Source organism: Mycobacterium sp. 5-140-3-2, from assembly GCF_035666375.1.
GTDB classification, from domain to species: domain Bacteria; phylum Actinomycetota; class Actinomycetes; order Mycobacteriales; family Mycobacteriaceae; genus Mycobacterium; species Mycobacterium intracellulare.
This window is the reverse complement of record NZ_CP142025.1, coordinates 2,039,216-2,060,477: the sequence shown is the minus strand read 5'-3', so window position 1 is coordinate 2,060,477 and position 21,262 is coordinate 2,039,216. Positions and strand designations below refer to the sequence as shown.

Genomic DNA, 21,262 nt, shown 5'->3' with positions numbered 1-21,262 from the left:
CTACGGCGGCGACGCGGGACATACCCCGAATAGCCTTGTACCGCAGGCGTGTAGCGGCTGGGAAATCGTCCCTGCCTGCATAGTGCAAGGACCCCGCGGTGGGCCTTTACTCCCCCGCGAGCGCCTCAATCAGGCTCTTGGGGCGGATATCTGACCAGTTCTGCTCCACGTACTCCAGGCAGTCCGCGCGGCTTGCTTCACCGAAGACCACCCGCCAGCCGGACGGCGTGTCGGCGAAGGTCGGCCAGAGGCTGTGCTGGTTCTCGTCATTGGCGAGCACCACGAAGGTGGCGTTGTCGTCGTCAAAGGGGTTGGCGCTCATCATGTCTCCTTCTCAGGGGATACGCGGACGGGCTGACGGTGGAACCCAACACCCGATCGGATAGCAGCCCCAGGCAGCTCAGGTTCGGGAATCCGGGGCCCTGGGTGAGTCCGGACAGGTTGGGCAGGAACAACTTAGGGGTGACGTCTGTGACGGACAGGTCATAACCTATCGCCTCCTGCAGCCGCTCCGAAGTCAGGGGCCCACCCAGACCGAGTTCGAGCAGATCAAGCGCGTCCTGGCTGAACAACGGTGCGAACCACAGCGAGTCGGCGCCGGAGCCGTCGATGACGAGATCAAACCCGTGGACCGTCTCGAGGTTCTCGCTTCCTCGGTTGGTGGACAACGTCAGCCGGATCTGCCCCTGCCTGCCCACCGCGTGGGCGACGCGGCCCCGCAGGTGGTGGATGCGGTCATCGGCCAGCAACGCCTCCTGCACGTTCGACGAAAACACGCCCCGGTCCGTGCGGGCCAAGGCATCTCGACGTTCGGCCAGGGTGAGGGCCGGCCAGTTGGTCGGATCGGAGAACAGCGAGTTCTCGAAATACCCCTCGCCGCGCGTGAACAGCGTCGCCTGCGGGGAGATGACGGTGATGCTCGAGACCCGGTGCCGGAACAGCTCATTGAGCATCGCGGCGGCCGTCTCACCGCCGCCGATCACCGCGACCCGCTCCGCGCTGATCCGGTCGTGATTGGCGGCGCGGTCCCAGAACTGGGCGATCGAGAGCACGCGCGGATTGCCCGGAAGCAACGATTTTTCGGCCTGGCCGGGCCCGGTGATCATCAACGCGTCGGCGTGCACGGTGGTCTCATGGGTGTGGATCGCCCAGCGGTCCCCGGTGACGGCCAGCCGTTCGACCTCGCCGTGCACCACATTCATGCCCACGTGGTCGGCGACCCAGCTCAGATACTGGCTCCACCGCCGATGCGGCGGCGCCGGCCTGCCGCGGTCGATCCACTCGGCGAACGACGCCGTGGCGATCAGGTAGGACTGCCAGCTGTAGCGGGTCATCCGCTCGTCCAGCTCGGCGTTGCGGCGCGGCACCAGCGCCGAGCGGTAGGGAAAGCCGACGTCTTTTTCCGGGCTGGTGCCCAGCCGGTGCGCACCGTCCGTCCAGCCGCCGCTGGCCTGCCAGTTCGCCGCGACGCCGATGCGTTCCACGGCGACCACGTCCGGAACCTCGACGCCCATGTCGCGCAATACCGACGCCTTGGCGGCGACGGCCACCGCCTTGGCGCCGGCGCCCACGATCGCCAGTGTGCTCATTTCACCACCTCCCGCAGTGAATCGATCCAAAGTCCTTGCAGCGCGGTGATGTCCGCGTCCGTGAGAATGTCGGGCAGCGCGCGCCACTGGGCCGCCAGCACCCGCTCCCCGCCGTATGTCAGCACCATCGCCGCGATGGTGAGCTCGTGGCGCACCGCCAGCTCGGGCTCGGGCACGGGCGACACCCCGGCGAGCAGCTCGCGCTCGAGCGTCAGCCCGGTGCCGCCGTCGGTGTGGGCGGCGCCAAGGTAATTCAGCAGCAGTTGCGGCGGCGGGAAGCCGGCGAGCCGCGCGGCGGTGTCGTCCCGCAGGTAGCGCAGCAACCCGAAGTCGAGGCCATCGCCGGGGATCGAGGCCAACTTCTCCGCCACCTTGTGCGGGTCGTCGGAGTCCAGCCGCACCGGGTAGATGGAGCTGAGCAGGCCGACCGTGTCGCCGGTGTCGATGGTGTGCGCGCCGGGCCCGTCGACCAAAGTGTCCGCGCGGCCATGGGTTTCGAGCGCCAGCAGCGGAGGCGGGGTCGCCTGACCGCGTAGCCGGCGCCAGCTGGTCACCGTCGCCGCGGTGGCGGCGACCAACAGCGTGGGCAACGCCAGACCCGAATTCAGCAGCCGGCGAGTGAGGTCGGCGTCGGTCGCGACGTTGCGGACGATCAGATCGCGGGCCCGATCGCGGTCAGGGTCGAGCCGCCGGGCGCCGAGGTCGGGGTCGTCGCCGTCCAACTCCGACGCCCAGTACGGCGTGGTGTCCAGGCCGTGCGCCCGCGCGGTGAGCGCCTCGGCCCAGCGCCGATAGCTGGTGTGTTCCCGTACGGGGGCCGGTGAGTGACCGGTCGCCGCCGCAGTCAGGGCGGCACCGAGTTCACCGAGGATCACCCGCCACGACGCCGGGTCCAGCGCCACGACGTGCGCGGCCAGCAACAGCACGCTCTCGCCGGCCGGGGGCCGGAGCCACACCGCGGCCAGCAGCGTTCCCCGTTCGGGGTCCAACCGGTCGACGGCCCGGGCGACGTGGGCCGGCACCGCCGCGGCCAGCTCTGCGTCCACCTCAACTTCTTCGAGTGCCCCCAGGACGTCGGCGTCGGGCACCGGAACCAAGGTCATCGTGGAGCGGTCGACCCGGGTGCGCAGCACCTCGTGGCCGTTGATGATGCTTGCCAGCGCGGCGTCCAGCTGTTCGCGGCGCAGCGTCTCGGGCAGCCGGATGGCCTCGGTCTGGGCGAGCCGGCGCGGGTCGCCGTGCTCGTAGAGCCATCGGCCGTTGGGCAGCAACGGCATTGGCCCGCTTGCCTCGTCCACCTGCTGGGCCGCGGCAGTGGTTTCCGAGTCGATCGCTTCGGCCAGTTCGCGGATGTTGGTGCAGTCGAGGATGAGTCGGGCGCGCAGCGCCATTCCGCGCGCCCGGGCCGCCTGCACCACCGACAACGCCATGATGCTGTCCAGTCCCAGCTGCAAAAAGTCCGCGGTGACGTCGACGCTCGGGTGCCCGAGCAGTTCGGCGAGCAGGTCGGCCAGCGCGGATTCCGTGGCGGTCTCGGGTGTTGCCGCGCCGCCGGCTGATTCGGCGACGTCGGCGGCGGCCAACGCGGATTCGTCCAGTTTCCCGTTGGGGGTCAACGGGATTTCGTCGACCAAAACGATGCGCTGCGGCACCATGTAGCGCGGCAACCGGGTGCCGAGCATGGCCCGCAGTTCGGTGGCCGTCGGCTTGGCCCCCGCGGTATCGGTGGTCGCCACGTACGCGGTCAGCCGCGGGGCTCCCCGGTGCTGATGTACCAGCACGCCGGCGTGCCGGACGGCGGGATGCGATTCGAGGGCGGCGGCGATCTCCCCGGGCTCGACGCGGTGGCCACGGATCTTCACCTGGGCGTCGGCGCGACCGATGTATTGCACTGTGCCGTCGGGCAATCGGCGCACCAGGTCGCCCGTGCGGTACATCCGCTGCGCGGGCGCGAAGGGGTCGGCGACAAAGCGCGCCGCGGTCTCCCCCGCGCGGCCGATGTAGCCGCGAGCCAGCTGGGCGCCGCCCAGGTACAGTTCGCCCGTCGCGCCGCACGGCACCGGGCGCAGCCCGGAATCCAGCACGTATCCGCGGGTGTGCCGGGTCGGTCGGCCGATGCAGGGCTCGTCGTGCTCGGCGATCGCGGCGACCACCGCCTCGACCGTGGTCTCGGTCGGCCCGTAGCAGTTGTACGCCGTCATCGACGTGGCGTTGCACGCCTCGCGGATTCGGTCCCAGGCGGCGCTGCCGAGCGCCTCTCCCCCGAGCGCCAACACCGTCAACGGCACGTCGGTCAGCAGGCCGAACGCCTGCAGCTGGGCGAACATCGACGGGGTGGTGTCGATCATGTCGATGCCGTGCTCGGCGATCAGCGCGACCAGCGCCTCGGCATCGGTCTGGGTCTGCTCGTCGACCACATGCACGCCATGGCCGTCGAGCAGGGCGACCAACGGCTGCCAGGCGGCGTCGAAGGCGAACGACCAAGCGTGGGCGATGCGCAGCGGTCTGCCCAGTCTTGCGGCCGCGGGCCGCAGCACGCGGTCCAGATGGTCATCGGCGTACGCCCCCACCGCGCCATGGGTTCCGATGACGCCCTTGGGTTCTCCCGTCGTGCCCGAGGTGAACACGACATACGCGGCCCGTTCGGGCGCGACGTCGACCGGCGTGAATTCGTCGTGCGGCCGGCCGGCCTCGAGGAGCTGTGCGGTCAGCTCGTCGTCCAGGACGATCGACGCGCCGGATTGGCGCAGGATCGAGGTGACCCGCTCCGGGGGCATCCCCGGCACCAGCGGCACGCACATGCCGCCGGCCTTGAGCACCGCGAGTATCGCGACGACGTACTGCGGATCGCGGAAAAGGCTTATGGCGACCGGTGTTTCGGGCGCGACGCCCTTGCGGACGAGCTGGGCGGCCAGCCGGGTGGACCGGTCATCCAGCTCGCGATAGCTCAGCGTGCCACCCGCCCAGCTGACCGCCGGGCTGTCGGCCGCGCTGGCCACGACGTCGGCGAACCGCGCGTGAATGCTCCGCGGTGACGTCGCGGCGGGCGCCCCGGCGGCACGCAGCGGGGCAACCTCGTCGTCGAAGAGGACGCTGATCTCGCGCAGCGGCCGCGCCCAGTCCCGCAGCAGCCGCTCGGCGGTGGACAGCACCCGACGACCGAACGTGGCCGCGGGAATGGCGCCCAGCGCGCCGTCGATCACTTCGATCAGCACCACCAGCTCGCCGGCATCCATGTGGGCGGCGACGGCGATCGGGAAATGCGACAGGGTTTGCAGGGCGGATGGCCGGAAGGTCGCACCGCCGGCGGTCAATTCGCCACTGGAGGACAGCCCGTTCATCGGGAAGTTCTCGTAGACCAGCAGGGTGTCGAACATCTCCCCGACCCCGCCGAGGGCACGCAATTGGGCGTGCCCGAGATAGCTGTGCTCGCGCAGCAGGGCGGCGTCGCGCTGCACGGCGCGGCATTGTTCGCCGGCGCTGGCGGCCGGGTCCAGCCGCACCCGCAGGGGCACGGTGTTGATGAACAGACCCACCATGGTCTCGACGCCGGTCAGTTCGGGCGGCCTGCCGGACACCGTGACCCCGAAAACCACGTCGTCGGTGTCGGTGAGACGGGACAACACCAGCGCCCACGCCATCTGCATCAGGGTGTTGACGGTGATGCCACGCGAACGGGCCTCGTCGACCAACCGCGCGGTGGCCTCGGCCGGCAGGCGCAGTTCGGTGGTGCGCGGCAGCGCCGTCTGCCGTCCCTGCGTCGTCTCCACCGAGCCCAGGGCGGCGGCCAGCAGGGTGGGGCCGGGCAGGCCGGCGAGGTGCCGGCGCCAGACCTGCTGGCTGGCCTCCGGCTCGCGACTGGCCAGCCAGCCGATGTAATCGCGGTACGGCCGCGGCGCCACGGGCAGCGCCGACAGGTGCCCGCCCGCCTGGTACAGGATCATCATCTCGTTGATGAACACCGGCATCGACCAGCCGTCGATCACGATGTGGTGGGCGGTGAGCACCAAACGCCATTGCGCGCCGGGCAATTCGATCAGCAGGAAGCGGATGGCCGGCCCGTGTTCCAGGTCGAAGGGCCGGCGGCGTTCGCCGGTTTCCAGCGCCGGCACGTCCTCGCGCGCGGCGCTGACGGATCGCCACGGCAACTCGACGCGGGAGGGCACGATCTGCACCGGCCGCGGGATGCCGCGGCTGAAGAAGCTGGCCCGTAGGTTCGGGTGGCGCACCAACATCTTCTCCGCGCACTCGCGTAGCAGCGCGACGTCGAGTGCGCCGGAGATGTCGGCGGCCATGCCGATCACGTACGGGTCGTCCGCGGCTTCGCCGTCGGCGAACTCGGCGAGCGTGGTCAGCGAGTACAAGCCCTCCTGCAGGGGGCTCAGCGCCATCACGTCCTCGATGTCGGGCGCGACGTCGGTGTCGGCGGCCGTCATGTCGTGCCCTCACGTGACGACGACCAAAGTTGGGTCACCGCAGCCAGATCCGTGGACGAGAGGCCGGAGGTGCTCATCGGCTCGAAACGGACGTCGGCCGCCTGGTCGTCCCGCTCGGTGTCAGCCTGCCCGTTCCCCAGAGCGTCCACGGCGGCGGCCAGCTGCTGCACCGTCGGATTCTCGAAGATCATGCGCGGGCTCACGGCCAGGCCGACGGCGCGCGCCCGCGAGGCCAGCTGCACGGACAGGATGCTGTCGCCGCCGAGGGCGAAGAAGTCGTCGAAGCGCCCCACTTCGGGGGTCGAAAGCAGTTCGGCGAACACCTTGGCCAGCGCCCGTTCGGTGTCCGTGCGCGCCGGTTCGGTCAGGCCACCGGTGCTGACCGCCGGGAGCGGCAGCCCGGGCCGGTTCAACTTGCCGGACTCAGTCTTGGGCAGGACGTCGAGAACGGTCAGCGACGACGGCATCATGTAGCCCGGCAGGGTCGTGGCGATCGCGGCGCGCACCTCCCCCGCGAACGCCGCCTTGTCGACGTCATCGACGATGGGCCGTTGGGGCACAACATATCCGGCCAGCGACGTGCCGCCGTGCACCTCCCAGGTGCGCGCGGCCGCGGCGGCGACGCCGTCGGCCGCCGCGAGGGCCGCCTCGACCTCGGCCAACTCGACCCGGAAGCCGCGGACCTGCACCTGGTGGTCGGAGCGTCCGACGAATTCCAGTTGGCCGTCCTCGGTCCACCGAGCCAGGTCACCGCTGCGGTACAAGCGCGAACCGGGCTCCCCGCCATAGGGGTTGGCGACGAACCGCGTCGCGGTCAGGGCGGGCCGTTTCCAGTACCCGCGCGCCAGCTGGTCACCGGCGTAGTACAGCTCGCCCACCACGCCGACCGGCACCGGACGCAGCCCGTCGTCGAGGAGGTAGGCCTGCGCGCCCGGGACCGGCTTTCCGACAAGCGGATTCGGCAGGCCCAACGGCCCGCGGGAAACCGCGCCGGAGGTCTCGGTGGAACCGATGTTGTTCAGCAACTCGGTCGCACCGTCGTCGGCGCACACCGACACCAGCCGTTGCAGCAGCGACGTGCTGACCGGCTCGCCACCGCACACCAGCCGCGACAGCGCGCGCACGGCGTCGGGCCGGCTGTCCACCAACGCCGAGACCAGGCTGGGCACGGCGGTCACCTGGGCGACCGAATACCGGGTCATCAACTCCCCGAGGGCCTCGGGGTCGCGGTGCTCGTCGTCGTCGGCCAGGATCATGGTCGCACCGGCGGCCAGGCCGGCCAGCATCTCCATCCCGCCTTCGAGGAAGGTGATCGACGCCTGCGCCAGCCGCACATCCTCGGTCCTCGGCGGGTAGTGCCGCAGCTGCCAATCCAGCCGGGCGGCCATCGAACGATGGGTGCCCACCGCGCCTTTCGGCTTGCCGGTCGATCCGGAGGTGAACACCAGATACATCGGGTCGTCGGGATGGGGCCGCGGCAAATCCCGCGACTGGGGATCGACGTCATCGCGGTCCACCAGGTCGCGCACGTGGGGATCGTCCAGCGAAATCAACTCGACTCCCGCAACGTGTGGCATGGTCGCCACCGCTTCGGTCGTTGCGACCACCACCGGCGGCGCGACGTCGTCGAGCATGAATTGCTTTCGCGCCAAGGGGTAACCGGGGTCGATGGGGAAGTAACCGGCGCCGGCCTTCATGATGGCCACCAGCGTCACGACCAGGTCGATGCTGCGGCGGGTCGACAGCCCGACCAACGCGCCCGGCCCCGCCCCGTTCTTGGCGAGCAGCGCGGCCAGGTTGTCCGAACGGCGGTGCAGCGCAGGGTAATCGATCCGCTCGTCCCCGCAGCGCACCGCGATCCGATCCGCGTCCCACGCCCGACTCGGTTCCAGCAGCTCGGGTATGGTGCGCGGCCTGTCGTGCGGTGCCGGCGCGCCGCGGCTCCAGTCCTGCAGGATGCGGTGCTGTTCTCCCGCATCGATCAGCGCAACGTCGCGCAGGCTCAAGTCGAGATCCTCGGCGAACGCGGCGACCGCCCGCGACAGCCATTGCGCCAACCGCTCGATGGTCGTTCTGGCGTAGAGCTCGGTACGGAAGATGACATTGCAGTTGTAGCCGACGTCGTCGGTGCCGTCGGTGCCGAAGAAGTTGACGCTGAGGTCGGCGTGGGCCATGTCGAAGATGGGGTCCAGCGACGTGCACACGGTGTCGCGTCCATCGCCGCCCGCGGGGGCGGTTTCGATGACCCGCGTGGCGGACAGGTGATCCCGGACGTGCACGACGACCTGGAACAGCGGGTTGCGCGACAGCGAGCGCACCGGGCTGACACTGTCGACCACCCGGTCGAACGGCAGGTCTTGGTGGGCGTAGGCGGCCAGGGCCGTCTCGCGGGCCCGTTTCAGCAGTTCGCGCAGCGTCGGATTGCCGTCCATGTCGTTGCGCAGCACCAGGATGTTGACGAAAAAGCCGATCAGTTGGTCCAATTCGGCTTCGGTGCGGCCGGCGACCGGGGTGCCCAACGGAATGTCCACGCCGCCACCGGCCTTGTGCAGCACCACTGCCACAGCCGTTTGCAGCAGCATGAATTCGGTGATGCCCAGCTCGCGGCACAGCTCGCCGAGCTTGGCGCGGGTGGCCGAGTCGATCTGGAAGTCGACGGATTCGCCCTCCCCGCTGGGCACCGGCTGGCGGGGGAAGTCCGGGCGCAACCCGGTGTCCTCCGGCAGCCCGGCCAGCTTGCGGGTCCAGTACTCCCGCTGCTCGGCGGCGATAGCGGACTCCTGGCCGCTGGCGTCCCCCAAAAACGTGCGCTGCCATGCCGCGTAGTCGGCGTACTGCACGCGCAGCGGCGCCCAGGACGGCGCTTCGCCACCGCGTCGGGCCCGGTAGGCCGTCATCACGTCGGAGAACAGCACACCCGCCGACCAATGGTCAGAGGCGATGTGGTGCACGACCACCGACAGCACGTGCTCGTCCGCGTTCTCGGTGCGCAGCACCGCGACCCGGATCGGCAGTTCCGAGTCCAGCTCGAAGCAATGGCGCCGCTCGATGTCGAGCTGCTCTTGCAGCCACGCCTCGCCGACGCCCTCCGCGCGGCGCACCGGAACCTCGACCCCGACCGGGCCCACAACCTGATAGGGCACGCCGTCCAGCTCGACGTAGCTGGTGCGCAGGATTTCGTGCCGCGCGAGGACATCGCCGACGGCGGCGATCAGCGCGTCGACGTCCCACGGACCGGTCAGCTTGGCCGCGAAGGGAATGTTGTTGACCGGGCTGGGCCCGTCCAGGCGGTAGGCGAACCAGCTGCGCAGCTGCGACGCCGACAGCGGCATCGGCTCGTCGTGTGCGGTTGCGATCAGCCTGGGGCGCGACTGCGTCAGTTGGCCCGAGCTCAGCTGGTCGATCCGCTCCGCCAGCAGGCCCACGGTGGCGAGCTCGAACACGTCGCGGATGCCGAGTTCCACACCGCACTCCGCGCGGATCGCGGTGACCAGCTTGGTGGCGACCAGCGAGTGGCCGCCCAGATCGAAGAACGAGTCGTCGACGCCCACCCGCTCGTGTCCGAGCAGCCCCGAGAACAGCTGGGCGACCCGGATTTCGGTGGGGGTCGTCGGGTCGCGGTACTCGGTGCCGGCCGCCAGTTGCGGTTGCGGCAGCGCGGCGCGGTCGATCTTTTGATGGGCGGTGATGGGGATCTCGTCGAGCACCACGTAGGCGGCAGGGGTCATATAGTCCGGCAGCGCGGCGGCCACCCGGGCGCGGATGCGTTCGACGTCAACGGTTTCCGTGCCGGCGCCCTCGGCCGGAGTCACGTATCCCACCAGGCTCTTGCCCAACTGCGGCAGGTCCATGGCCAGGACGACGGCTTGCCCGACACTGGGGTCGACCGAGATGGCGGCGGCGATCTCGCCCAGCTCGATGCGGAAGCCGCGGATCTTCACCTGCTCGTCGGCGCGGCCGACGAACTCGATGTCGCCATTGGCGTTACGCCGGGCCAGGTCGCCGGAGCGGTACATCCGCCCGCCCGGGGTGAACGGGTCGGCGACAAAGCGCTCGGCCGTCAGCTGCGGCCTGCGGTGGTATCCGTGCGCGACATGTGTTCCGGCGATGTAGATCTCACCGATCACCCCGGCAGGGACGGGCCGCAGCGCGTTGTCGAGCAGGTACACCTGGGTGTTGATCTTGGGCCGGCCGATCGGCACTATGCGCGTGCCCTGGGCGCCTTCCACCGGGTAGCTGGTGCAGTTCACGACCGTCTCGGTCGGTCCGTAGAAGTTGTGCAGCGACGCGTCGAAGGTGGCGTGGAACTTGTCGGCGATCTCGCCGGGCAGGGCCTCCCCGCCGATGGGCACCCGCCGCAACGTGCGCCACTGGCTGACACCGGGTAACGACAGGAAGAGTCCCAGCAGCGACGGCACGAAGTGCATCGACGTAATGCCTTCGCGCGCCAGAAGATCGGTGAGGTAGCCGATGTCGCGCAGTCCGTCCGGGCGCGGAATCACCAGCCGGGCACCCATGATCAGGGTGCCGAAGATTTCGCCCATCGACACGTCGAAACTGGGCGACGCGACCTGCAGCAGCCGGTCGGTCTCGTCGATCCGGTACTCGTCGCCGAACCAGACGAAGTACTCGGCGATGGGCGCGTGGGGCACCGGCACGCCCTTGGGCAGTCCTGTCGAACCCGAGGTGTAGATCAGGTACGCGGTGTTCTGCGGGCTCAGCGGCCGCAGCAACGCGGTGGGCGCCGTGGTCGGATAGCTCTCCAATCCGGAAACCGGTTCGCGCAGCACCAGTTTGGCGTCCGCATCCCCGAGAATGAAACTCAGCCGGTCCTCCGGGTAGGTGGGATCCACCGGAAGGTAGACGCCACCGGCTTTGAGCACGCCCAGCGCGGTGATGACCAGTTCGGGTGACTTGTCCAGCAGGACCGCGACGCGATCCTCGGTGCCGATTCCTTGCTCGATGAGCCAGTGCGCCACGCGGTTCGACTCTTCATCGATTTCGCGGTAGGTGTAGGCGCGCCCTTCGTAGACGACCGCAACGGCGTCGGGCGTGCGCGCCGCTCGCCGGCTGACCAGCTCGGACAAGGTGCTGGCCGGGGTGACGAATTCTTCACCGGTCGACACGGACCGCAGCCACTCGGCGTCTTCGTCGTTCATCAGCGCGCACGCCGACAGCGTCACGTCGGGGTCGGACAGCACGCTGTCCAGCAGGGCGGCGTAGTGGCGCAGCAGTTGCTGCACCAGCTGCTGATCCAGCACCTCGACGAGGTACTCGGCCTCGATGACGCCGCCGCCCAGGCCATCCGGCGTGCGGTTCAACTCGACCATCAGACTCAGCGGCAGCTGGTTGAAATGACCGCGCAACTCGGCGCGCTCGCAGCGCACGCCCGGCGGGCAAAAGCCGGCGCCGTCGGGCTCCCGCTGTCCGAAGCTGACCCGGGTCATCCGGTCCGCGCCGTGCCGGCGGTCCGGATTCGACTCACGCACCAGCCAATCCAGGTCGGCGCGCGAATGAGCGAAGGCGCCCACCGCGCCGTCCCGGGTCTGGGCCAGCAGTTCGCGGAACGTCTGGTGTGGCCGCGGCCGCAGCCGGACCACCACGGTGTTGCCGTGGTACCCGATGACATCCTCGGTTCCCACCCCGCGGTTCAGCACCGGGGCCGCGAACAGGAAGTCCGTCGACTGCGTGTAGCGGTGCACCAGGGCGCCGAACGCGGCCATCAACACCATGTAGGGCGTGGCGCCCGTCTCGCGGGCCAGCGCGGCCGCCCGGTCGACGACGTCCGCCGACAGTGGCGCGGTCGCGCGTTGCGCGCGCCAGGTGCTGGGCACCACCGACCCATTGGGGCCGGGAAGTTCCAGTGGCTCCGGGAGATCGGCCATCAGCGGCCGCCAGTAGTCCAGATCGGCCTGACGGATCGCGGTCGGGTCGGTGGCGAGATCCGGCAGCGCCGGCGCCGCGGCAAAGCCGTCCGGGTCGGTGTACGCACGGGTCAGGTCGGCGAAAAACGGCGCCCACGAGCCGTCGTCCCAGGCGATGTGATGCGCGGTGATCAGCATTATCAGCTCGTCGGCGCCCAGGTGCGCCACGGTGACGCGCAGGGGTGAATCCTTGCTCAGGTCGAACGGACGGCGAAAGTCCCGCTGCGCCAGCACATCCAGCCGCAACCGGCGGGCTTGATCGGCCAGTCCGGACAGGTCGTGCTCGGACCATTCGGGGTGTAGGTCGTCGCGGACGACGGGCCGCGGGTCGCCGTCACCGTCGGTGTCATACGTCGTATGCAGTACGGGGTGACGCGCGGCGACGGCGTCGACGGCGCGATGTAGCCGAGCGGCGTCCACGGCGCCGAGGAGGCGATAGGAGACGCAGATGTTGAGCAGCGCGCTGTCGGGATCGACCGACTGCACGAACCACATCCGGTGCTGGCCGGCGGACATGCGCGGCTCGTCGTAGGTGGCCACGGAAGCCGCGCCCGTCGGCCTGGCCAGGCCGCGTTCAGCGAGCTTGCGGCGCAGCAGTTCCAAGCGTTCCTCGTCGAGACGGGTGCCGGCGCCGGTGGTGTCTGTCACGCTAGGAGTCCAACCTTTCGAGCATCGCGAGCGTTGAGTGGTGCGCACCGTTGGCGGCGCCGGTGCGCTCGATGGGCGGCGGCGTGGGGCCACCGGGTGAGTCGGCGCGCAGCGCGTCGATCAGCTCGTTGACGGTGATGCCGCCGAGCATGCGCGCCACCGGAACCGAGTTCCCGACCGTCCGCCGCAGCCGCTTACGCAAATCGAGGGCGAGCAACGAGTCCACCCCAAGGTCGATCAGGGAGGTGCCCGGGTCGATCGACAGCGAATCACCCAGATGCAGCGTCGCGGCCAATTCGGCCCGTACCACCTCGGCGAGCGGCTTCGCGACGGCGACGTCTTCTTTTGCGCCGCCGTCACCGCTGTGCGAAGCACTGAACGGCATTGGCATTCCCTGGCTTTCGAAGAACACCTGCAGCCGGTCGAAGTCGCCGTCGAAAATCAGCGGGTCGCCGTCGTAGCGGTGCAGGCTGGCCTCGATCGCCGCCTCCGGCTCCATCGCCACCAGGCCCGAGCGTTCGGTGCGGGTGATCTCGTTGCCGACCACCACACCGGCGCCCTGCCACAGCCCCCACCGGATTGCCGTGCAGTCGCGGCCGTCGGCCCGCAGCTGGGCGGCCAGCACATCGAGCATCCGGTTGGACGCCGCGTAGGCCGCGTGGCCGTAGCCGCCCCAGGTCCCGAACACCGACGAGCAGGCGAGGATTCGGCAGTCCGGCCGCAGCGGCCAAACCTCGGCCATCAGCGCCAAACCGCGGACCTTGGCGTCGCACACGGCCGCGACATCGACACCGGTGAGGTCGGCGCGCGAGCGTGCCTGCGCGATGCCCGCGGTGTGGATCAGCAGCGACGCCCCCGAACCCGCGTGCGTCGCGGCCACGGAGGCCAGCGCGGCGCGGTCGGTGATATCGCATTGCGGGGCACGCACTTCGGCGCCGTGGCCGTCGGCGAGCTCGCGCAGCGCGGCCGGGTCCACGCCGGTGCGGCTCAACAGGGTGACGGTCCGCGCCCCGCGTTCGAGGCAGTACCGCGCGTACTGCAGGCCGATCGCCCCGCTGCCGCCGGTGATCACCACGTCGTCCAGGGCGGCGGCGTCGAGGGCCCGGCTGGTCGCCGATTCGCGGCATTCGCGGAATGTCCGTACGTGGCTTCGAACATGGCTCAGCGGCGGCTCGCCGCCCCGCAACGCCACCTCGGCCGCCTCGCCCGAGAGCGCGTCGGCGACGGCCCGCGCGGTCGCGGCGTCCACATCTGCCCGCTCGAGGTCGAGATGTCCGAAGGCCTGGTCGGGGAATTCGAACCCGACGCTGCGATGCATCGCCGCCAGGGCCGCCTGCGCCGGCGAGAGGTTGGTGTCGTCTCGATCGACCTGTTCGGCGCCGACGGTCAGTAGCCAGACGGCCCGGCATCGCGGCCCGATGAGCGCGGGGTAGTCGGGTAGGCCGGCATCGGGACGGGCGGCGATCTGCTCGATGGCGGCCGTGGCGTCGTGCTCGTCGAGACGCGGCGCCACGATTGCCAGGACCTCCGCCTCGTTCGGTGCCACCACGCGGCAGTCGCCTTGCGCCGCAACGGCATCGGCGAGCGAACGGGCGAGAGCGTCCGTACCGAAGAAGCCGATGTCGGGACGTGTCGCAACGGTGTGCGAGGTGGCGTGCTGCCAGTCCTCGACGGCCACGGTCGGCGCGGACGGTGAGGCCGCTTCGGTCACTCGTTCCGGCGCCGCCCAGAGGTGCACCGCGCGCATCGGCGCGTTCGGGAAGCCCCGCAGCGGAGGCTGATCAGCGTTCGGGACGGCATCGGCCCACCGGCAGCCGGGGTCGGCGGTCGCGACCGTGGCGATACTCGCCGAGAGCGACTCGGTGACCGGCCGCTCGCGGTGGCCCGAGCCGACGACAACCGACTCGTCGCCGACGATGTCGCCCAGCGGATAGAGCAGTGAGGGGTGCGCCGAGAGCTCCACGAACGTGTCGGCCCCGCAGGCGCGGGCGTACTGCACGGCAAGATCGAAGCGCACGGTGCCGCAGAGGTTTTCATACCAATAGTCCGAGAAATCGGTCCCTTCGCCCAACTCGGCACCGCGGGTGGAACCGACGAAGCGCACCGGCCCGTCCCGGAACGCCGACCGCGGCGTCAGCTCGGCCAGGCTGGCACGCAATGGCCGCAGCGCACTGGTGTGGCCCGGATAGTCGACGGACAGTTGATGGGTGAACACGTCGCGCCGTTGCGCCAGGCGCACCGCGGCGGCCACCGCGTCGTGATCGCCGGCGACCACGGTCGACGACGGGCCGTTGACCGCCGAGACCTCCACCCAGCCGGGCGCCTCGGCCAGCAGCGACTCGGCGACGTCGAGGCCGGCGCCCAGCACAGCCATCGCGTAGCGGCCCGTCAGCCGGCCGACCACGGTGGCGCGGGCGACCACGAGGGCGACGGCGTCGGGCAGCGAGATCGCCTCCGCCACATAGGCCGCCGCCACCTCGCCGAGGCTGTGGCCGATGGCGATATCGGGCAGCACACCGCAGCATCGCCATGCCTCGGCCAGGCTGACCGCGTGGGTGAACTGCGCTCCCTGAATTTCGGGACGTGACCAGCTACGCTCTTCCTCCCCCACCAGATATGGCAGCGGAGAGGCGAATCCGGCGACGACGAACTCTTCGGCGCACCGGTCGGCCGCCTCCCGGTAGGCGGGCAGCTCCCGGTAGGCGCCGGCGCCCATCGCCTGCCATTGATTTCCCTGGCCGGGGAACACGAACGCGATGCGCGGCGGCGTGGTCTTCGCGGAGTGCGTGACCAGCTCGTGTTCCTCGCCCCGCGCGATCGCCGCCAGCCCGGCGGCCAGCTCGGCGGCGTCGGCCGCGCGCAGCACGGCGCGGTGCCGGCGGGGGCGCCGCAGCCGCAGCAGGGTGGATGCGATCGCGGCGGTCGCGTTCGGCGAGTCGATGCGGCCCAGGTAATCGAGGATCGCCGCGGCGTCCCGGCGGATCAGCTCCGGGTCGTGGGAACTGAGCAGCACCGGGATGCGCCCGTCCGGCAGATGATGGGTGAGCATCACGCGACCTCGGGAACGGAGACGATCAGATGCGCGTTGGTGCCGGCGATCCCGAACGCGGACGCCGCGGCGATGCGCTGCCCGTCGGTCGCGGGCCACGGTGTCAGGGTCTGCGCCAGCCGCAAACCCTGTTTGTCCCAGTCGATTTCGGGGCTTGCGTTGTCGGCGTGCAGCGTGGGCGGGACGGCCCCGTGTTCGGCGGAGACGAGCACCTTGGCCAGTCCCAGCGCGCCGGCGGCGGCCAGCGAGTGGCCCACGTTGGACTTCACCGACCCCAGCAGCGCCCCGGCGCCGGCCTCGGTGTCGCCGTAGGTTTGTGCCAGCGAGCGCAATTCGGTGCGGTCGCCGAGCCGGGTGCCGGTGCCGTGCCCCTCGATCATGCCCACCTCGGCGGGCTTGATCCCGGCCTGGGTGATGGCCCGTTGGAAGAGGCGGACCTGGGCGTCGCCACTGGGGGCGCTGAGCCCGGCGCTGCGCCCGTCCTGGTTGATGGCGGTGGCGCGCACCTCGGCCAGGATCCGGCGGCCGGCGCGCACCGCGGCCGATTTGCGTTGCAGCACGAACATCGCCGCCCCCTCGGCCCACACGGTTCCGCTGGCCTGCGCGCTGTAGGGGCGGCAGTAGCCGTCATCGGAGAGGGCGTGTTGTTTGGAAAACTCGACGAAGAACCCCGGTGAGCCGAGCACATTGACCCCGCCCGCGATGGCCATGCCGCAGTCGTCGTTCTGCAGGGAACGCACCGCGACGTGGAAGGCCACCAGCGCGGACGCGCACGAGGAATCCAGGGTCAGTGCCGGGCCGGCCAATCCCAGCGTGTAGGCGATGCGGCCCGAGATGACGCTGAGGGCGGTCCCGGCGAGCAGATGGCCGCTGTGTTCGGAGAACCTGGCCATCTCGGGCCCGTAGCCCGTGGCGGAGGCGCCCACGAAGCACCCCACGTCGTGGCCGGCAAGGTCGTCGGGATTGATGCCGCTGTTTTCCAGGGCGCGCCAGGCCACGCGGAGCGACACCCGCTGCTGCGGGTCCATCACCACGGCCTCGCGGGGCGAGATGCCGAAGAATTCCGGGTCGAATGTGGTTGCCCCGCTGAGGAATCCACCGCGATCGTGAATCTCCTTGAAACCGCTGCGGCGCGAGCCGGCGAGCAGTTCGCGCACGGCCCACCCGCGGTCGGTGGGAAAGGGTCCCAGCGCCTCCCGGCCGTGCACCAGCAGATCCCAGTAACCTTCGGCGTTTTCGATGCCGCCAGGCGCCTCGACACCCATTCCCACGATCACCACGGGGTCGACGCTCTCGGCGTCATACGCATCGTTCGACATCGGTATCACCCGGCATTCACCTGCGCGGCGACCGCGTCGACATGGTCGTAGACGTAGAAGTGCCCGCCCTCATACAGCGACACGGCGAAGGATCCCGCGGTGTGTTTTTCCCACTGGCGCAGCACACCGGTCCCGATGCGGTGGTCGTCATGTCCACCCAACACGTGGATGTCGGCGCCGATGCGGACGTCGGGGCTCGGGTCGTAGCGGTTGAAGGCCTCGTAGTCGGCGCGCACCGCGGTGGTCAGTAGTTCCGAGAACTCTTCGTCGGCAAGCAGTTCCGGGTCGGTGCCGCCCAAATCGGCGATGTCCGCCAGCAGCCCGTCGTCGCTGGTCGGCAGTTCGGGCATGTCGGCGACGACGCACGGCGGCGGACCCGCCGATACCCAGAGTTTGCGGACGGCCGCACCGTGCGTCTCGGCGACGCGGGCGAATTCGAAGGCGACGACGGCACCCATGCTGTGGCCGAACAACGTCAGCGGTGCGACGCTGGGCCATGGTGCGGCCTGGAAGAGGCCGGCGGCCAGGTCGTGCACGCTTTCGTGTGCGGGCTCGCTGAGGCGGTCGGCCCGCTGTGGATACTGCACGACGTAGGTGTCGCCACCGGCGGCCAGCGCCGCCGCCAGCACCCGATAGCTCGCGGCGGCCGCACCGGCATGCGGAAATACCACCGTGGCGCCCGCACGGCGGTCCGCCGACCCGTCGTTGCGGCCCCGGGTCAGCTTGATCCAGGACGGGAACGTGGAAGACACGGTGATCAGATTATTCAATGTCATTGCACCGTTTACGATTTCGCGGGTTGCTGAGAGGCCGCCAGAACCGATTCGGCGTCCATGCCGATAACCTCCAGATATAGCTCGGCGACCTGGTCAAGCCGGCCGGGGTCGCGCTCACCGGCCCCGAGGACCGCGGCCAGCGCCGACACGGTTCGGTTGGCGAAGATGTCGGCGACCATGATGTCCGGCGCGTCCAGCCAGGCCCGAATTCGCGCCACCGCCTGTGTGGCCAGCACCGAGTCACCGCCGAGGGCGAAGAAGTCGTCGTCGATACCGATGTTCTGGCGGCCGAGCAGGTCGCCCACGATCATGGCGAGCGCGGATTGAAGTGGCGTCGACGGCGCGCGGTGGCCCGGCCGCTGCGATTGCGAAACGGCGCTTTCCAATTCGCGCGCCACGGCGCGCCGGTCGAGCTTTCCGGCATCGGTGAAACCGATCCGCTCCACGACCGTGATGTGGCGCGGAATCATGTGCGCGGGAACGAGGTCGGCGAGAGCCTGCCGGATTCCCTCGGCGGTCACGGAGGCATCGTCCGCGCACACCTGCGCGGCCAGCACATCGGATTCGCCGGACACGGCGATCAACGCGGCCACCGCCGTGCGCACCCCCGGCACGCGCCGCAACGCGGTCTCGACCTCGCCGAGCTCGACGCGGTACCCGCTGATCTTGACGCGGTGGTCGGCTCGGCCGACGAATTCGAGGGTGCCGTCGGGCCAGTAGCGGACCAGATCGCCGGTGCGATACCAGATTCGGCCGTCGTGTTCGACGAAGCGTTCGGCGGTGAGATCGGGGCGTCCGCGGTAGCCGCGCGCGATGCCGCGGCCGGACACCCAGTACTCGCCGGGCACCCAGTCGGGACAGTCGGCGCCGGTGTCGTCGACGACGCGGCAGGCGTTGTTGGGCAGCGGGACGCCGAACGGCAGCGCCGTCCAGTCGTCGGGTATCGGCTCGGTCACCTCGAAAATGCTGTTGTGCACCGGGGTTTCGGTAGCTCCCCCGAGGCCGGCGAACCGGAGGTTGGGGGCTTCGGCCCGCAGCCGGCGCACCACCTCGGGGCGCACCCAGTCGCCTCCGGTGGGCACCACCCGCACCGAGGACAGCCGCCCGCGGCCGACCTCGACCAGCATCTCGAGCCATCCGGGCATGAAATGCAGCACGGTCACCTGGTGGGCGTCGATGAGCCGGGCCCAGGCGTCGGGATCGCGTCGCTGGGCTTCGTCGACCACGACGATGGAGCCGCCGGTGCGCAGGGTGACGAACACGTCCATGACCGAGATGTCGCCCTCGAGGGTCGACAGGGCCAGGCATCGATCCGCGGGGCCGATGTCGAAGTGGCGGCCGATGAATTCCACGGTGTTCATCGCCGCGTCGTGGGTAACCTCGACGCCTTTGGGTTCGCCGGTGGAGCCGGAGGTGAACAACACGTAGGCGAGCGCGGCGGGATCGACTCTCGCTGAAGTGATCTCGGTGCTCGCGGGCGCGCCGCCGAGGATGTCGGCGAGCACCACCTCGGGCACCGGCATGGACAGGCGTTGTCCTCCGCACACCACGGCCAGGCTCACCCCGCCGGACTCGAGGATGCGCTCGGCGCGGTCGCGTGGCTGGTCGACGCCGATCGGCAGATAGACGGCACCGACGGACAGGATGCCCAGCAGCGCGGGAATCTGCTCGGCGGTTTTGGGGCCCATCACCGCGATGGTGTCCCCGGCGGTGACGCCGGCCGCACGCAGCGCGGCCGCCACGGCCAGCGCCTGGTCGCGAAGCTGCGCGTAGCTGAGGTCACCGGAACTGGCGAAGACCGCCGGCGCATCGGGTCGCTGCTCGGCTTGCCGAAAGAACCCGTCGTGCAAGGCTTCTCCGCTCGGTTCGGCGGTGCGGCCGTTGGCCGCCTCGCGTACCGCGCGCTGAACCTCGGGCAGCGCCGGGGGGCCCGGCGCCTCCCAGGCTTCGTCGGCGGAGGCCAGCCGGAGCAGCTCGTCGATGTGATGCGCGAACATCGCGTCGATGACGCCGGCGGGGAAGACGCCTTCGCGCACATCCCAATTCACCAGGACGCCGCCGTCGAATTCGGTGACTTGCGCGTCCAGCAGCACCTGCGGCCCCTGGGAGATGATCCATCCCGGTGTGCCGAATTGGCCGGTCACGTCGGAGCTGAACAGCTCGCCGAGTCCGAGCGCGCTGGTGAAGACGACGGGCGCGAGCACCTGGGTGCCGCGATGACGGCTGAGGTCACGAAGGACCGCCAAACCGGGATAGGCCGAATGGGCGGCGGCGGTGCGCATCGCGTCCTGCACCACCTGGGCCCGTGCCGCCGCGGTGTTCGCGCGGGTGAGGTCGACGTCGAGCAGCAGCGAGGAGGTGAAGTCACCGACCAGGGAGTCGACATCCGGGTGCAGCGCCTGGCGCCCGAACAGCGGGACGTTCAGCAGGAAGCGCGAGGTGGTCGACCAGCGCGCCAAGGTGTTGGCGAACCCCGCGGCCAGCGCCATCGCCGGGGTGAACCCGCGGGCCTGGGCGCGGGCGAAGAGCGCATCGCGGGTGTGCGGGTCCAGCCAGTGCCAGCGCCGGGTGCTTTGGTTCTCGGCGCGGCCCCCGGTGGTCGGCAGGGCGGGCGGGTCTGGCAGCTCGGGAAGGCGCCGCGCCCACCAGGCGCGGTCCGCGTCGCGGGCCGGTTGCGGCCGCGCGTCCTCGGCCTCGATGGCGTGGCGGTACTGCCGGTAGGTGTAGCCAAGTTCGGGCAGGTCGCGGCCGAGGTAGAGCGCCGCCAGGTCGGCCATCAGGGTGCGGTAGCTCATCGCGTCGGCGGCCTGCATGTCCAGGTCGACGTGCAGCCGCGACCGTTCGGCCGGCAGCAGCGTCACCGCGAGCTCGAACACCGCGCCGTCGAGCTGCTGGTGTGATTTGGCGGCGCGGATGGCGGCGAGCCGCCGGTCGGCCTCGCCGGTGCTCCGCTCGCGCAGGTCCTCGACGTGGACCGGGAAGGGGCCGAACTCGTCGGCCGGGGCGATGCGCTGGGTGCCGTCGGGCAGGAACCGCACCCGCAGCATCGGATGGCGCCGTGCCAGCGCGGTGGCCGCGGCGCGCAGGCGTTCCGGATCGATTCCTCCGCCGTCGAATTCGACGTAGAGGTGTCCCGCGACGCCGCCGAGCTGCTGGTTTTCCTGGCGGCCGACCCACATCGCGTGCTGCATCGGGGCCAGCGAAAAGGGCTCGTCCTCCCCGGACCGCCCAGCGTCCGCGGGTGCATCGGCGGGCTCGGCCGGCCGATCAGCGCTCGGCTTGCCGGCGTTGACCAATTCCGCCCAGGCCTCGACCGTCGGCGTTTCGGCGAGCGTGGCGAAGTCGACCGCGATGCCCTGGCGGCGCCAGCGTCCGGCCAGGGTCATGATCCGGATCGAGTCCAGGCCCTGACCGATGAGGTTGCTACCCGGCTGAACTGCATCGACGTCGACGCCGAGGAGTTCGGCCACCTCCGCCCGGATGTCCTCCGAGCGTGCCGGGGCGTGCACCACAGACCCTCC

Annotated in this window: 8 protein-coding genes; all 8 read right to left on the bottom strand. The window is 70.4% G+C overall.

Annotated elements, in window-relative coordinates; genetic code table 11:
• Positions 1-106 precede the first annotated feature (106 nt).
• The 8 genes from P6281_RS09825 to P6281_RS09790 are packed head-to-tail and all read right to left on the bottom strand — an operon-like array spanning position 107 to position 21,253.
• Positions 107-322, bottom strand: a complete 216-nt coding sequence (locus tag P6281_RS09825; protein ID WP_008255573.1) for an MbtH family protein — start codon at positions 320-322, stop codon at positions 107-109.
• Entirely contained in the window at positions 303-1,589 is a 1,287-nt protein-coding gene (gene mbtG / locus P6281_RS09820) for an NADPH-dependent L-lysine N(6)-monooxygenase MbtG (protein WP_008255571.1), read from the bottom strand. Before mbtG ends, P6281_RS09825 begins: the two co-directional genes overlap by 20 nt.
• Positions 1,586-6,025, bottom strand: coding sequence for an amino acid adenylation domain-containing protein (locus P6281_RS09815; RefSeq protein ID WP_324738832.1), 4,440 nt, complete (start codon positions 6,023-6,025; stop codon positions 1,586-1,588). Before P6281_RS09815 ends, mbtG begins: the two co-directional genes overlap by 4 nt.
• Positions 6,022-12,597, bottom strand: coding sequence for a non-ribosomal peptide synthetase (locus P6281_RS09810; RefSeq protein WP_008255566.1), 6,576 nt, complete (start codon positions 12,595-12,597; stop codon positions 6,022-6,024). Before P6281_RS09810 ends, P6281_RS09815 begins: the two co-directional genes overlap by 4 nt.
• 1 nt (position 12,598) lies before the next feature.
• On the bottom strand, positions 12,599-15,646 hold the full coding sequence (gene mbtD / locus P6281_RS09805) for a mycobactin polyketide synthase MbtD (protein WP_324738831.1): 3,048 nt from the start codon (positions 15,644-15,646) through the stop codon (positions 12,599-12,601).
• Positions 15,646-16,965 carry a beta-ketoacyl [acyl carrier protein] synthase domain-containing protein gene (locus P6281_RS09800; protein ID WP_014382294.1) on the bottom strand — a complete coding sequence of 440 codons (1,320 nt, stop codon included), beginning with the start codon at positions 16,963-16,965 and terminating at the stop codon, positions 15,646-15,648. The genes mbtD and P6281_RS09800 overlap by 1 nt, the downstream gene beginning before the upstream one ends.
• A 5-nt stretch (positions 16,966-16,970) precedes the next feature.
• Positions 16,971-17,741 carry a thioesterase II family protein gene (locus tag P6281_RS09795; RefSeq protein WP_008255555.1) on the bottom strand — a complete coding sequence of 257 codons (771 nt, stop codon included), beginning with the start codon at positions 17,739-17,741 and terminating at the stop codon, positions 16,971-16,973.
• Between the two features lie 8 nt (positions 17,742-17,749).
• Positions 17,750-21,253, bottom strand: coding sequence for a non-ribosomal peptide synthetase (locus tag P6281_RS09790; protein WP_036458636.1), 3,504 nt, complete (start codon positions 21,251-21,253; stop codon positions 17,750-17,752).
• Positions 21,254-21,262 lie beyond the last annotated feature (9 nt).